We start from the raw sequence: 14,746 nt of genomic DNA, 5'->3' as shown, positions 1-14,746 counted from the left end.
AAGGGAAAGTTCCGGCGCGCATCTGGGAGGAAAGCGCGCCGGAACCCTGCATCGGCCATGGGGGTGGTAGGGACGCAGCCGATCAGAAGAAGCCGAGTTTCTTCGGCGAGTAGCTCACCAGCATGTTTTTGGTCTGCTGGTAGTGGTCGAGCATTTTCGAGTGGTTTTCCCGTCCGATGCCGGACTGCTTGTATCCGCCGAAGGCCGCGTGGGCCGGATAGGCGTGGTAGCAGTTGGTCCAGACGCGGCCGGCCTGGATGGCGCGGCCGAAGCGGTAGCAGGTGTTCGCCTCGCGGCTCCACACGCCGGCGCCGAGGCCGTAGAGCGTGTCGTTGGCGATGGCGAGCGCGTCGTCGGCATCCTTGAAGGTGGTGACCGAGACGACCGGGCCGAAGATCTCTTCCTGGAAGACGCGCATCTTGTTGTGACCCTTCAGGACGGTCGGCTGGATGTAGTAGCCGCCCGAGAGGTCGCCGCCATGATCGACCGCCTTGCCGCCGGCCAGGACTTCGGCTCCTTCCTGGCGGCCGATGTCGAAGTAGGAGAGGATCTTTTCCTTCTGCTCCGAGGAGGCCTGCGCACCGACCATGGTGGCGGCGTCGAGCGGATTGCCGAGCTTGATGGCGGCGACACGCTTCAGCGCGCGGTCCATGAAGCGGTCATAGATCGACTCGTGGATGAGCGCGCGTGACGGGCATGTGCAGACTTCGCCCTGGTTGAGGGCGAACATGACGAAACCTTCGATTGCCTTGTCGAGGAAATCGTCATCCTCGCGCATCACGTCGGCGAAGAAGATGTTCGGCGATTTGCCGCCGAGTTCCAGCGTGACCGGAATGATATTCTCCGACGCATACTGCATGATGAGGCGGCCCGTCGTCGTCTCGCCGGTAAAAGCGATCTTGGCGATGCGCTTGCTGGAAGCGAGCGGCTTGCCGGCTTCGAGGCCGAAACCGTTGACGATGTTGAGCACGCCGGGCGGCAGGAGGTCGCCGATCAGTTCTGCGAACACCATGATCGAGGCGGGCGTCTGCTCGGCCGGTTTCAGCACCACGCAGTTGCCGGCAGCGAGCGCAGGCGCGAGTTTCCAAACGGCCATCAGCAGCGGGAAGTTCCACGGGATGATCTGCCCCACGACGCCGAGCGGCTCATGGAAGTGATACGCGATCGTGTCGTTGTCGATCTCGCTGATGCCGCCTTCCTGCGCGCGGATGCAGCCCGCGAAATAGCGGAAGTGATCGACCGCCAACGGAAGGTCTGCGGCCATCGTCTCGCGGATCGGCTTGCCGTTGTCCCAGGTTTCGCAGAGCGCTAGGTGTTCGAGGTTTTCCTCCATCCGGTCGGCGATCCGGTTGAGGATCAGCGCGCGCTCGGCGGCGGAGGTGCGGCCCCAGGCGTCTTTCGCGGCGTGGGCGGCATCGAGCGCAGCGTTGATATCGTCCGCATCCGAACGAGCAACCGAGCAGATTGTCTTGCCGGTGATCGGCGAGGGATTGTCGAAATAGCGCCCGGCCTTGGGCGGGGTGAACTTGCCGCCGATGAAATTGTCGTAACGCGCCTTGTAGGGCGACTTCATCGAGCGGGAATCGAGGGTCTGGGTGTCGGCCATTGATGTTTCCTCCGGATGGTTCTTCGTCTTGGTGCGAAGACATGGGGGGATGATTGCGCCGGAGCGCGAATGTGTCATCGGGGGCGCGGGCGCGCCGGACGGACAAGTGTCTCAGGAGTGAGACAGGTGAGCGCGGATTCCGTCAGTCCTGGCTGACGCCGAGACGTTCCATGCGCCGGTAGAGCGTGGCGCGGCTGATGCCGAGGGCGCGGGCGGCGGCCGCCATGTTGCCCTCGGCGCGGGCGATGGCGCGTTTCAGCTCGCGGCGCTCGGCGCTGTCGAGGCCGATACCGCGCTGGTCCGCGTCGCCAAAGATATCGCCTGCAGGGCGCGGATTGAGGAAGGTGTCGCGGCCGAGGCCGTAGACCTGGCGCGCAGCGCGGGTGGCGCCGATGACCAGATCGTCCGCATCCACCGCAATCAGCACAGCGCCGCGCTGGCCGTCGCCCTGCCCGCGCACGATGCGCTGGCCGGCGAAAAAACTCTGGAAGTGATCGGCTTCGATCTGGCGCGCTGCGTCCGCGACGGTCTGCGCGATCAGCGTGGCGAAAGGCTGCGTGAGGTCAGAGCGGCAGGACGAGACATCGAGCACGGCGGCAAGCTCGCCGGCTTCGTCGAAGACCGGCGCGCCCATGCAGGTCATCACCGTGTTGCTGTCGCGGAAATGCTGGTCGCGGAAGACCGTGATCACGCGCTCCTCGGCGATGCAGGTGCCGATGCCGTTGGTGCCTTGCGCCGCTTCCGACCAATCGGCGCCCTGCCAGAGGCCGGCGGAGCGAAACGTGCCTTCGTCCGAATCCGGCGTGCGCTGGCCAAGCACGATGCCTCCGGTATCGCACAGGAAAATGCTGCAGCCGGCAAGGCCGAGGCTTGCGTGCAGGCGGTCCATCACCGGATTGGAAATCGCCAGCATCCGGCCGAGCGCTTCGCGCCGTTCTGCAAGGCTGGCCGCGTCGATGCGGACGTCTTTGTGCGGTGCATCAGGCGTGAGGCCGTGTGTGGTGAGCGAGCGCGCCCAGGACGCGGCGATGGCGGAGCGTGCGGCGGCGCTGGACGACATCGCGACTTCGCGCACGCGGTCTGCGTGGCCGGGTGTGCGCTGCGGGGGGCCGGGATCAGGCTTCCTGTCCATGACCTCAACGTATCACGGCGGCGGATGCGGTCAAAGGCGGTGCGTGTTGTCGCCGCCGGACGAGGCTGCTAGGCCTTTGCCACCGACTAACTGGTTGATGGGGAACAGAATGAAACTCCGGAACATCCTGCTGGCAGGCGCCTGCGCGCTGCTGGTCTCGCAAGGCGCGTTTGCCAAGGACGACGAAACGCCCTCCAGACGCTTCACGGCCGAGCGCGTGTTCGACATGGAATACGCCACCGATCCGCAAGTCTCGCCGGACGGCAAGACGGTGGCCTATGTGCGCCATTCGATGGACCGCATGACGGACCGCGACAAGGGCCAGATATGGATCCTCGATCTCGCGGACGGATCGAACCGGCCGCTGGTGACGGGCGGCGCGGGCGCCTCCTCGCCGCGCTGGTCGCCGGATGGATCGCGGATGATCTATTCAACCTCCACGGACGGCAAGCCCGAGATCCGGGTGCTGTATCTCGACACCGGGCGCAGCTTCCCGCTCGCGCAGTTCCTCGAAGGTCCGTCGCAGGCCGTCTGGTCGCCGGATGGCAAGAACGTCGCGTTCAGCATGTTCGTGTCCAGCGAGACGCCTTCCTTCGCCAAGCCGCCGGCAAAGCCGGAAGGCGCGACCTGGAATGACGGCGTGAAGGTGTTCGACAAGCTGACCTTCCGCTTCGACGGTGCGGGTTATCTCAAGGACGGCGCCGAGCAGGTGTTCGTGCTGCCGGTCGATGGCGGCACGCCTCGGCAGGTGACGTTCGGTGATGCCGAGATGGGCCGCCCGGCCTGGCTCGACAATGACACGCTGCTGGTCTCGGGCAATGCGGCGGAGGATGCCGACCTCGATCCGGTGGAAAGCGAGATCTATGCGGTCGAGCTGTCCGATCTGTCCGTCCGTCCGCTGACGACCCGCGACGGACCGGACTCAGGCCCGGTGGTTTCGCCGGACGGCAAGACGATCGCCTATTTCGGTTTTGACGACAAGACGCTGTCCTACCAGCAGGCAGACCTCTACCTGATGGACGCCGATGGCGGCAACCAGCGCGCACTTGCCGAAGACTTCGCCGGCGAGATCGGCCAGACCGTCTGGGCGCCGGACAGCAAGAGCCTGTATGTGCTGTCGGAAGACCACGGTGTGCTGACGCTCTTCAATATCGACCTTAAGGGCAAGGTCAGCCAGGTGGTGACAAATATCGGCGGCGCCTCGATCGGCCGTCCGTATGCGGAAGGCAGCTTCTCGGTCAGCAAGGGCAAGAAGCCGGTGGTGGCCTACACGGCGGGCTTCGCCGACCGGCCTTCGGAAGTCGGCGTCGTGGGCGCCGATGGCAAGAATGCGAAAGTGCTGACGGCGCTGAATGCGGACGTGCTGCCTTATCTCGACATCGCGCGCGTGGAGGAGATCAAGGTCGCCTCGAAAGCCGATGGCCTGGAAGTTGAAGGCTGGATTGCGTTCCCGCCGGACTTCAAGGCCGATGGCAGCTTCCCGATGATCCTCGAGATCCATGGCGGGCCCTACTCCATGTACGGACCCTTCTGGGGCAGCGAGATCCAGCGCTATGCGGCTGAGGGCTATGTGACCGTGTGGACGAACCCGCGCGGCTCGACCGGCTATGGCGAAGACTTCGCCCTGAAGATCGACAAGGCCTATCCGGGCAATGACTATGACGACCTGATGACCTTCGTCGACGAGATGGTTGCCCGCAACTATGTCGACCCGAAACGCCTGTTCGTGACCGGCGGATCGGGCGGCGGCATCCTGACCGCCTGGATCGTCACCAAGACCGACCGGTTCGCGGCGGCGGCCTCGATCAAGCCGGTGATCAACTGGATGACGATGGCGCTTGCCGGTGACATCGCGCAGGTCGTGCGCCGTCACTGGATACGCGCCGAGCCCTGGTCCGATCCGGAAGCCTTCCTGAAATTCTCACCGATCCGCTATGTCGACAAGGTGGTGACACCGACGATGATCATGGTGGGCGAGGAAGACTGGCGCACACCGGCCTGGGAGGCGGAGCAGTTCTACACCGCGCTGAAGATGAATGGCGTGGACACGGCGTATATCCGCGTGCCGGGATCACCGCACTATATCGCCTCACGCCCGAGCCGCCTGATTGCGAAGACGGACAATATCATGGGCTGGTTTGCGAAGTATGATCCGGCGAAGAAGGCGGACGCGGCAGAAGACAAAGCCCCGGAATAGTTCCGGACAGCGCGAGACCCCGGCGAGAGCCGGGGTCTTTTTTTGTGGCGGCAGATGCGCCGTTCAGTTCTCGTTGGCGGGCGACTCGTCGCGCCGGCGCGTCTTGCTGACGGCGGTGATGATGCCGAAGCCGACGAGGACGACGGCGCCGGTGCCGATCCAGGCGGGCTGCGCGCCGAGCAGGTAGGCGCCATAGGCAAGGCCTGCGATGAGGATCACAAAGCCGATCAGGTAAAGCGAAAACGAGGACATTGGACACCCTTGGCGTTGTTGGCGTGTGAGCCTTTAACGCTTCCGGATGCGCCCGGTTCCTCGCCTCAGCGGGCGGGCACGTGGGCGGCAATGAGCTGGGGTCCACCAGCGGCAAAGGCGCGCGCGAGGGCGGCGTCGAATTCCTCTGCAGTCGTCGCATTCACGGCGGGCACGCCCTGCGCTTCCGAGAGCTTCACCCAGTCGATTTCCGGCCGGCCGAGACCGAGCAGGTCTTCGGCGACGCGGCCGGGATTGCCGGCGCCGGTGCGGGCGAGTTCGATGTTGAGGATGCGGTAGGAGTGGTTGACGAAGATGACGTTGACCACGTCAACGCCTTCGCGGGCCATGCTCCAGAGCGCCTGGTTCGTGTACATGGCCGCGCCGTCGCCGGAGAGGCACAGCACTTTCGCACGGCCCTTGGCGGCAACCGCCGCGCCGAGCGCGAGCGGCAGGCCCTGCCCGATGGCGCCGCCCGTGAGCATCATCCATTCATGCGGACGGGCCCGGCCTGTCATCATGAAGGCCGGAAGGCCGTTCGAGACGCCGTCATCCGAAACGAAGGTGCCTTCCGGCATGTGGCGCGCGATCGAGGCGCCAACGGTGGCGGCGTTGAGCGCTCCGGTTGGCGCGTTCGGCAGGTCGAGCGGCGCGGCGTCGGCGGAAGCCCTGGCGCCGAGTGCATCGGCGAGCGCGCCGAGGATGGCGGCGCTGTCGCTTTCCGGGCCGCCGATGATCATCGGCGTGCAGCCCTCCGGCACGAGCACGCTGGGCTTGCCGGGATAGGAGAAGAAGGCGACGGGCACCTGCGTGCCGGCGACCAGCATCAGGTCCGAGCCTTCAAGGTCGGCCATGGCGCCTTCAGCGAAATACTGCATGCGGTCCGGCGCGAAGAGGCCGGCGCCGCGCGCCTGTCGCGGGAAGAAGGTATCCGTCAGCACACGGATGCCGGATGCCTTGAGACGGGCCGCGTGGGCGAGGCCTGCGGGGGTGAGCGCGGTGCCGTTGATCAGGATCACCGGCTTCATGGCATTGCGCACGGCCTTGGCGGCGGCGCTGATCCGGTCGGCGTCTGGTGCGCGCAGCGCGGGGCGGCGGCGAGCGAGGCCGGGCTTGCCGCCTTCGGTCCAGGCCGAGTCGGCGGGCAGCAACAGCGTCACCGGTCCCGGCACGGGGCCGAAGCTGGCCTCCCAGGCCTGCGCGGCGAGGTCGCCGGTATCGGCGACGCGGTCGGCCGACTTGATCCAGACCGAGTTCGGGCCGGCAAGGCCGAGGATGTTCGAGGTGAGCGGCGCATCATAGCGCAGGTGCGGCACGGCGTGGTCGCCGACGACGTTGATCATCGGTGTCCACGCGCGCTTGGCATTGTGGATGTTGGCGCCGCCGTTGAGGAAGCCGGCGCCGAGGTGGAGCAGCGTCATGGCCGGGTTGCCGGTGACACGGGCATGGCCGTCGGCGGCGCCGGTCGCGACGCCTTCGAACATGCAGAGCGAGGAATGGATGCGCGGCTCTCGGTCGAGCGCGGTGACGAGGTGCATCTCGGACGTGCCGGGATTGGCAAAGCAGGCGGTGACGCCGTGGTCGGCGAGGGTCGAGACGAGCGCCTCCGCGCCGGTCATGCTGGTGCGTGTGTCTGACATTTCCGCCTCGCGTTCTTGTTCTTGCGAGAGGTGCTTAGGCGAAAACCCGGCGGGGCGCAAAAGCGAAACGGACCGCAGGCCGTTCGGGAAGAAAGGGGATCCTCCACGAGCGGCCTGCGGCCCGCCATTAGCCAAAGGGGAATGGCTGGGCTGCAGCATTCGCTACAGCTTACGCGTGAATATACAATCGAAGCGTCAGAAATCGAGCTTTTTTCGACCCCTGCCACTGCATACTGCCGGTACGAAAAGACAGAGCCGTTTCAGAACAGCAACTTACCCGGCATCGGGTCGGGTGCGTAAAGACGCTCGATCTCGGCGGCACGCAACTGCTGGGTGCGCGACTGGTTGATGTAGCCCTTTTCGGTGATCTCGCCGAGGTCGGCCTGGGGTTGGCTCGTTTGCAGCAAGAGGCGCGCGATCCGCGCCGCGGCGTTGGGGTTCTTTTTGTTGTGCGCGGTGATTCCCTCGCGCAGGGCTGCTTCAACCGCGGGATGGGAGACGAGCGCATCGAGCGGCAGCGCGCTGCCGGCGAGTCGGCGGCAATAGGCTTCGTTGAGAAATCCGAGAAGGCCGATTTCGTCGCGGTTCAGGCCGCAGACGATGGCATCCGACAGCACACCGCCGGAGGCCGTCACCGCCGCCATGCGCACGGAGCCGGTGGCGACCCAGGTGCCGCTGACGAGTTTGAACTCCTCGACCGTGCGCCCGTCGAAGGCGAGGCCTTTCGCCGGATCGGCAGGATCGACGAACTTCACGGCATCGCCGAGCCGGTAGAAGCCTTCCTCGTCGAAGGCTTCGGAGGTCTTCTGCGGATTGCGGTAATAGCCCGGCGTGACGTTGACGCCTTTCACACGCACCTCGAGCTTGCCGGCGGTCGGCACCAGCTTGAACGTGTTGCCCGGCAGCGGCAGGCCGATCAGGCCCATGATGCCGTTCGGCCAGTGCACGTTCGAGGCGGTCGGGGCGGTCTCGGTCGCGCCGAAGCCGGCGGACAGCGAGATGCGCTGGCCGGTGACGCGAACGGCGACCACCTGCAGGCGTTCGTAGATGTCCTGCCCCATGGCGGCGCCGCCATAGGCCATCGAGATGAGGCGCGAGAAGAAGATCTCGGCGAGCTCGTCGTCTTCCTCGAGCGCGGTGGCGAGCGCAGCCCAGGCCTGCGGCACGGTGGTATGCTGCGTGGTCGGGATTTCCTTCATGTTACGGAGCATTTCCGGAAGGCGCTGGGGCGTCGGTGCGCCCTGGTCGATATACAGCGTGCCGCCCCAGTCGAGCATGTTGTGCAGGATGGCGTTGGCGCCGTAGGTGTGGCTCCAAGGCAGGAAGTTCACCATCACCTGCGGCCCGCCGGTGATCTCGTCGAGTCGCTTCTCGTCCCAGACGGAGCGGATCATCTTCGAGTTGGCGGCAACCATGCCATGCGTGTTGATCACGGCCTTCGGCTCACCGGTGGAGCCGGAGGTGAGCATGTACTTGGCGATCGTGGCGGGGGTCAGCGCGGCGTAGGCGGCGTCGACGGCAGGGCCCGCCTGCCCGGCGAAGTCCTCGATGCTGACCGCGCGCGGCACGTCCGGCGCATTGCGGGAATAGATCACCAGGCGGTCGTCTAGGTTCAGGCTATTCAGAGCTCGCTGGTATTCGGCGCCGTCCTCGACATAGATGAATTTCGGCTCGGTCAGCCGGTCGATATAGTTGAAACGGACAAGGTCCTCGCTGAGCAGCGCATAGGCAGGCGTTACCGGCACGACGGGACTGCCGGCCCACATGGCGGCGTACATCAGCAAGGCATTGTCGACAGAGTTTTTCGACAGGATCATCAGCGGCGCCTTTTCGCCTGCCCCCTCACTGAGGAAGGCGGCGGCGAGGCGCTTGACTTGGGCGAGGCCGTCCGCATACGTCACTTCGCGCCAGCCAGGCGCGGACGGGTTCTCCGGCCAGCGCTCGGCGAGCCAGATCTGGTCCGGCCGCTCCGCTGCCCACCTGACGAGCGGCGCCAGCATGTGCGGCGGATACGGCTTCAGCGGCTGGCCGTTCTCGAGATAGATCGTGCCGTCGGGCCGCTTGTCGACCTTCACCTTGAGTGGCAGGTAGGGCACTTCGCGGAACGGGATATGGGCGGTTGAGCTCATGGGATTCTGGTCTCTCGAAACAGGCGCAGGAGTGCTGGCGCAGCGCGCGGGAAAGGGCAAGCCCCCTCCCGCGTTCGGCGATCAGCCGGCGAGTTCCTTGATGACTACGTACCAGTGATCCAGGCCGCCATAGAAGGCATCGACCAGCATCCGCTCATTCAGGCCGTGGGCGAAGGTATCATTGGGCTTTGCGGCGCCGCCGCCGATGCCGACCGTGTCATAGCCGAGATTGCGGTAGTGCATGCCGTCGGTTCCGCCGGACGACATATGCGGCAGGATGGCCATGCCTTCGAGGCCGCGCGCCTTCAGGGCGGCGCCGACCGCAGTCTGCACCTCGTCCGGGATCTTTGACTCGGGGCTCTCCACGAGGTTCGAAATCAGTTTGAACTGCACGGCATCGTTGCCGACGACCTGTTTCAGCGTGTTTTCGGTCGCTTCGATGCCGACGCCCGGGAAGATGCGGCAATTGACCGTGGCGGTCGCCCATTGCGGCAAGGCGTTGTCGGCATGGCCGGCGCGCAGCATCGTGGCGATGCAGGTGGTGCCGGTGGTGCCGACGGTCGAAGGATCGGCGCGCAGCGCTGCGATTGCCGCTTCGTCCGTCGGATCGGCGGCGAAGGCGAGCATGGCCTCGCCGAGCGGACCCGGCGTTTGCTCACCGGCTGCCTTGAACGAGGCAAGTGTCATCGGGCTGGACATGACGGGGAACTTGTAGGCTTCGATCTTCTTCAAGGCGTCGGCGAGCTCATAGATCGCATTGTCCGCCCGCGGAGCAGACGAATGCCCGCCGGGATTGGTGACCGTGATCTCGAAACTGGCATAGGTCTTCTCGGAGCCCTGCACGCCGTAGAACAACGCCTTGCCGTCTGCATCCAGCGTCAGGCCGCCGGCATCGGCGTTCAGCACATAGGCCGGATCGACATTGGCGGCGATGTACTCAGCTTGGGCGCGGGTGGAGACCATGCCGGTCTCCTCGTCGCCCGAAAGCGCGATCACGAGGTCGCGGTCCGGCTTGAAGCCTTCCTTCTTCAGGCGGATGAAGTTCGCGACGAGGCTGACTACGCCGTACTTGTTGTCAGACGTTCCGCGGCCGAAGAAATAGCCCTCTTCCTCAATCAGCTCGAACGGATAGCGCACCCAGCTTTCCGGGAGCGCGTCGACGACATCCATGTGCGCGAGGAGGACGACCGGTTTCTTCGCCGGCGCGCCATCTGCCCTGTACCAGATCATCAGGCCTTGCACCGGTTCGCCTTCATTGTCGTGATCGGTGACCATCAGGTCTGCGTCGCTGAACCCGGCGGCCTTCAGTTCGCGGACGAGGTAGTCGACCAGCACCGGGGTGTTGGCCTGCCCGCGTGCTGTGCGCACTTCCACGGCGGTCTGGTACATTTCTCGCGCATACTGTTCGAACTCCGTGCGCTCCTGCGCAAAGGCCGTGGGCGCCGCAAGCAGCAAGGCGGACATGAAAAGGACGGGCTTGAACATCGGGCAACCTCGGATCGTATGGAACGTCATGGAACTCAGGTCCGCCATTGGTTGACCGGTCCGGCAAAAAGGGCAAGTCCCTGCTCAGGGCTCGAAGCCCTCGTTCTCGATATAGATGACATTTCCACAATGGCGGCAGTGGACCGAATCCTTGTCGTGCCGGCGCAGGCCGCATTTGGTGCATTCCACCTCGATCTTCTCTGACGGCGTGACCAGCTCCTTCAGGAGCCTCAGAAAAAGGGTCACACCGAGCAGCATGATCATGATCGGCAGGACGCGGCCGCCCCATCCGACCAGCGTGACGTCGCCATATCCGGTCGTGGTCAGGCTGGTGACGGTGAAATAGAACGCGTCGAGGTAGTTGTGGATATCAGAGCCGGGCTTGCGGACCTGGTTTGCGTAGACCAGCGCCGACATGATGAAGAGGAACACTACAAGGTTGGTTGCGCGTTCGATGAGGACGCGGTGAAGGCGCAGGTATTTGGCGAGCGGGCTGCGGTCGCTGAGGATGCTGAACGCCCGCGCGACGCGCAGCGCGCGGATGACGCGCAGGAAGCCGTAGTTCTGGGAAATCAGCGGTGCGAACATCGAGAACACCACGATGAGGTCCGCAATGTTCATGAAGCGCATGAAGAAGCGGCGCTTGGTCGGCGCGATATAGAAGCGCGCGGCGACATCGAGGGCGATGACCGAGCCGATCACATAGTCGAGCCAGTGATGCACCCCGGAATGTGGCAGGAAGGGAGAGACGAGGAAATAGCTGATGGTCGCGAGATCGAAGACCAGAACGGTCCAGCGAAAGGCGACCGGCCATCTGCCGATCCCTTCGTACAGCCAGATCAGTGTGCGGCGCAGGCCGAGGCCCTTTGACTTTTCTGTTTCCGCCATGCAGTCGCCTTTCGGGTCCATGTATCCTCAATCGGGGCAAGCGTGTCACGCCAGTAAGAGACCGGCGCGTCATCTTGACCGGCAACAGACGGCCCTTAATCTCTCGCCATGGCCCGTATCGTTCCGCTTCTCGAACTGCCTGGCATAAGGGTGCACCGGTTCGATCACCCGGTGGAGCACGAGGACCAGCCCTATGAGGAAGTCGCCGAGACGTTCATGGCGAGCTTCGTCGAAGACGGCGCATTCGACCTGCACGTAGGGGAAAAACGTTGGCGGGCGCGGACTGGCGACGTGATGATCAGCCATCCTGGCATGCGGTTCCGCGCCGAGTTCGAGGGCAAGGGGTTCAGTGATACTTGCCTCTCGCTGACTTACACGGCTGCGCGCGAAGACGGGTTTGATCCCGGACAGAGCTGGTCGGCGCGCAGCGAGGCCATCCGGGCGGGCAGCAATAGGGTGCGCTACCTTTACTGGGGCCTGAGCCGCGCGGTCAGCGAAGGCCTGCCCATGCTGGCGGAATACTGCGCGACCGAAGTGTTCCGCGCACATGACGAGCCTGGCCGTGCGCCCTACCGCGCGCGGACGATGGCCTGGTATGCCGAACGCGTGCATGCCGTGCGCGAGCGGATCGAGCGCGAGTTCGACCGTCCGCATACGGTCACCGAGCTTGCAAGTTCTGTCGGCATGAGCCTCTTCAACTTCACGCGCGTGTTCACGGAGCTCACCGGCCAGCCGCCACACACTTACCTGCGCGACGTGCGTCTCGACCAGGCGCGTGCGATGCTGCGCGCCGGGCGCAGCGTGACCGAGACCTGCTACGCCTGCGGGTTCAACAATCTCAGCCATTTCAGCCGCAGCTTCTCGCGCCGGCACGGGGCGCCGCCGTCGGCGGCCCTCGCGTGAAATCAGCAAGATAGTGCAAGCGCCGCCGGGCCGCGGGCTGGTAGGCCGGTCTCATCTTTCACCCGACACATGAGACTGACAATGGACCCGCGTTCCTTCGCCTGCCCGCTGCTCGCCCTGCTTGCGGCCTGCGCCTCCACCCCCGCGCCCGAAGACGACATCCGCGCCGTGGCCGCGCTCGACACGGTCTACCAAGCTGCGGTTGAGCGCAACGATGCCGAGACGATGGCCACCATCTTGCACGAGGACATGATCGTCGTGCTGGGCAACGGCAAGGCCTACACGCGCGGCGACCTGCTGGACTCTGCCCGCACCCGCCACATCCTTTACGAGCGGCAAGTGGAAGACCCCGGCACGCAAACCGTGCGCCTCTATGGCCGCGACACCGCCATCATCACGGCGCGCCTCTGGCTGAAAGGCACCTCTGCGGAAGGCGAAGCGATGGAGCGCAGGCTCTGGTTCAGCGACACATACGTCCGTACACCGCAAGGCTGGAAGTATGCGTTCGGGCAAGCGTCGCTTGCGTTGCCGCCGGAGGAGTGAGGCATCCCTGGAACGGCGTCAGTGCATTCGCTCTGATACGACCTAGTCGCGAGGACTGAGCGCAGAGATAGCCCGTTTCAGGTTTGCGCGCGCGGGCGCGTCCCAATCGGTATGAGCGAGGTCCGTCAGGTAAAGCCGCTCGCGGGCGAGGAAGCCCTTGAGGATGGCGCCGCGTCCGGCGCGGTAGGCCTCGAGCGGTACGAAGGCGTATTCCTTGCGGATGTCGGTTTCGTAGCGGTCGTAGACGTGGGTGGGCGCTCCGAGGATCGAGAGATCGAGATCAAGGAAGAGCGCTGTATCTTCCTTGTCCTTGTCGCCGATCTGATCTGGCACCTTGTGGGCGGTCGTCGCGCGGACGATGGACGCCGCGAGCGCGATATCCTCGGCAGGCAGATGGTCCCGCGCCTCCTGCTCGAGCAGGACGGCGCTCTGCTCCTCATTGTCCTTGGCCTGCGGATCGTAGATCGCGTCATGCCAGTAGAGTGCCCAAAGTACCGGGACCGGGCGATGGAAGTGCGCTTCCCACCGGTGAAAATGGCGCAGCAACGCCTCGATATGATCCCAGCTGTGATAGTGCCGCTTTGGCTCGGCATATCGGGCGCGCAGGCCTTCGATCAGCGGGCTGGGGATCAAGCCTGAGGCTCCAGCGTCTCGTTGAAGCGCACCGGTTTGCCGCCGCCTTTGCGCGTGATCTCGCCGTTGCGCATCACGAAGCCGCCGCGGATGATCGTCGCGACGGGCCAGCCGGTTGCCTCGAAACCGTCGAACTGGGTCCAGCCGCATTTCGACTTCGACCATTCCTTCGTGATCGTTTCCTTGCGCTTCAGGTCCACGACCGTGAAGTCGGCATGATAGCCCTCCGCGATGCGGCCCTTGTCGGCGAGGCCGAAGACGCGCTGCGGGCCAGCGCTGGTGAGTTCGACAAACCGCTGCAGGCTGAGCTTGCCGTCATTCACATGCGTCAGCATCACCGGCACGAAGGTCTGCACGCCCGGCATGCCGGAGGGCGAGGCCGGATAGGGCCGCATCTTTTCTTCAATCGTGTGCGGCGCATGATCCGTAGCCAGAACATCAACGATGCCGGCATTCAGCGCGCGCCACAGCGCGTCCCGGTGGCGGGCCTCGCGCACGGGCGGGTTCTGCTGCGCGAAGCCCTTCAGCCGGTCATAGCAATCTGGCGCCGCAAGCGTCAGGTGGTTCGGCAACACTTCAACGCTGGCAACATCCTTGGCATTGACCAGCAGCTCCATTTCCTCGGCGGTGGAGATATGCAGCACATGGATGCGCTTGCCGGTCTTGCGCGCGAGGCGCAGCAGGCGGCGCGTCGACGAAACCGCCGCCTCGACATCGCGCACGACAATGTGGCTGTTCCAGTCACCGGTCACCGCCAGCGGGCGGCGCTCCTCAAGGCGGTACTCGTCCTCCGAGTGGAACGCGGCCCGGCGCTTGATGGCGCGCAGTACGGCTTCGACGCCGGCATCATCCTTGATCAGCAGGTCGCCCGTCGAAGCGCCCATGAACACCTTGACGCCGCAGCAGCCTTCCATGCGCTCCATCTCGGCCAGCAGGCCGACATTGTCGTGCGTGGCGCCGGCGTAGAAGGCATGGTCGGTGTCCATGCGCCCCTTCGCGCGGGCGAGCTTGTCGAGCATTGCGTCCGGCGTGATGGTCGAGGGGTTCGTGTTCGGCATCTCGAAGACGGCGACCACACCGCCGAGCGCAGCGGAGCGCGCTTCGGTTTCGAGATCGGCCTTGTATTCGAGGCCGGGCTCGCGGAAGTGGACCTGGCTGTCAATGACGCCGGGCAGGATATGCAGGCCAGCCGCTCCGTAGATTTCACCGGCGGCCGCCTTCGAGAGATCGCCGATGTGGGCAATGCGTTCGCCGATCACGCCGATATCGGTCTGGGCGGCGCCGCCGGGGGTCACAACCGTGCCGCCGCGCAGGATGAGATCAAATACCTGTGTCATGGGC

The 14,746-nt window shown here is 65.1% G+C and carries 12 protein-coding genes; 3 read left to right on the top strand and 9 right to left on the bottom strand.

The genetic code is table 11. From position 1 onward, the window contains the following. Positions 1 to 82: 82 nt before the first annotated feature. Both IPK75_10195 and IPK75_10190 read right to left on the bottom strand, forming a co-directional pair. Complete coding sequence (locus IPK75_10195) at positions 83 to 1,606, bottom strand: aldehyde dehydrogenase family protein (protein ID MBK8198732.1); 1,524 nt, start codon at positions 1,604 to 1,606, stop codon at positions 83 to 85. Positions 1,607 to 1,748: 142 nt separating this feature from the next. Next, positions 1,749 to 2,738, bottom strand: coding sequence for a sigma-54-dependent Fis family transcriptional regulator (locus IPK75_10190; GenBank protein MBK8198731.1), 990 nt, complete (start codon positions 2,736 to 2,738; stop codon positions 1,749 to 1,751). Between the two features lie 226 nt (positions 2,739 to 2,964). Between IPK75_10190 and IPK75_10185 the strand changes: the two genes are divergently transcribed. Then, positions 2,965 to 4,935 carry a S9 family peptidase gene (locus tag IPK75_10185; protein MBK8198730.1) on the top strand — a complete coding sequence of 657 codons (1,971 nt, stop codon included), beginning with the start codon at positions 2,965 to 2,967 and terminating at the stop codon, positions 4,933 to 4,935. Between the two features lie 63 nt (positions 4,936 to 4,998). Here IPK75_10185 and IPK75_10180 read toward each other — a convergent pair whose 3' ends face one another. From IPK75_10180 to IPK75_10160, 5 genes are all read right to left on the bottom strand, one after another. Next, positions 4,999 to 5,187, bottom strand: a complete 189-nt coding sequence (locus IPK75_10180; protein ID MBK8198729.1) for a hypothetical protein — start codon at positions 5,185 to 5,187, stop codon at positions 4,999 to 5,001. A 65-nt stretch (positions 5,188 to 5,252) separates the two neighbouring features. Next, positions 5,253 to 6,803, bottom strand: a complete 1,551-nt coding sequence (locus tag IPK75_10175; protein ID MBK8198728.1) for an acetolactate synthase large subunit — start codon at positions 6,801 to 6,803, stop codon at positions 5,253 to 5,255. 281 nt (positions 6,804 to 7,084) lie between these two features. After that, positions 7,085 to 8,953, bottom strand: a complete 1,869-nt coding sequence (locus tag IPK75_10170) for a feruloyl-CoA synthase (protein MBK8198727.1) — start codon at positions 8,951 to 8,953, stop codon at positions 7,085 to 7,087. A gap of 81 nt (positions 8,954 to 9,034) precedes the next feature. Further along, positions 9,035 to 10,438, bottom strand: a complete 1,404-nt coding sequence (locus IPK75_10165) for a M20/M25/M40 family metallo-hydrolase (protein ID MBK8198726.1) — start codon at positions 10,436 to 10,438, stop codon at positions 9,035 to 9,037. 84 nt (positions 10,439 to 10,522) lie between these two features. Next, the gene (locus IPK75_10160) at positions 10,523 to 11,326 is read right to left on the bottom strand and encodes an ion transporter (protein ID MBK8198725.1); all 804 of its coding nucleotides are present in this window, start codon (positions 11,324 to 11,326) and stop codon (positions 10,523 to 10,525) included. A 108-nt stretch (positions 11,327 to 11,434) separates the two neighbouring features. Between IPK75_10160 and IPK75_10155 the strand changes: the two genes are divergently transcribed. Both IPK75_10155 and IPK75_10150 read left to right on the top strand, forming a co-directional pair. Continuing rightward, on the top strand, positions 11,435 to 12,229 hold the full coding sequence (locus IPK75_10155; protein ID MBK8198724.1) for a helix-turn-helix transcriptional regulator: 795 nt from the start codon (positions 11,435 to 11,437) through the stop codon (positions 12,227 to 12,229). Positions 12,230 to 12,310: 81 nt separating this feature from the next. After that, positions 12,311 to 12,772: a nuclear transport factor 2 family protein gene (locus tag IPK75_10150; GenBank protein MBK8198723.1), complete on the top strand. Its 462-nt coding sequence runs from the start codon at positions 12,311 to 12,313 to the stop codon at positions 12,770 to 12,772. Between the two features lie 42 nt (positions 12,773 to 12,814). Here IPK75_10150 and IPK75_10145 read toward each other — a convergent pair whose 3' ends face one another. Together IPK75_10145 and IPK75_10140 are read right to left on the bottom strand one after the other, a co-directional pair. Continuing rightward, on the bottom strand, positions 12,815 to 13,405 hold the full coding sequence (locus IPK75_10145) for a hypothetical protein (GenBank protein MBK8198722.1): 591 nt from the start codon (positions 13,403 to 13,405) through the stop codon (positions 12,815 to 12,817). Beyond that, entirely contained in the window at positions 13,402 to 14,742 is a 1,341-nt protein-coding gene (locus IPK75_10140) for a dihydroorotase (protein MBK8198721.1), read from the bottom strand. Before IPK75_10140 ends, IPK75_10145 begins: the two co-directional genes overlap by 4 nt. Positions 14,743 to 14,746 lie beyond the last annotated feature (4 nt).

The sequence above is a fragment of the Acidobacteriota bacterium genome, assembly GCA_016712445.1.
GTDB lineage: Bacteria > Pseudomonadota > Alphaproteobacteria > Caulobacterales > Hyphomonadaceae > Hyphomonas.
The sequence above is the reverse complement of the archived record's forward strand: the minus strand, read 5'-3'. Positions and strand labels throughout refer to the sequence as shown.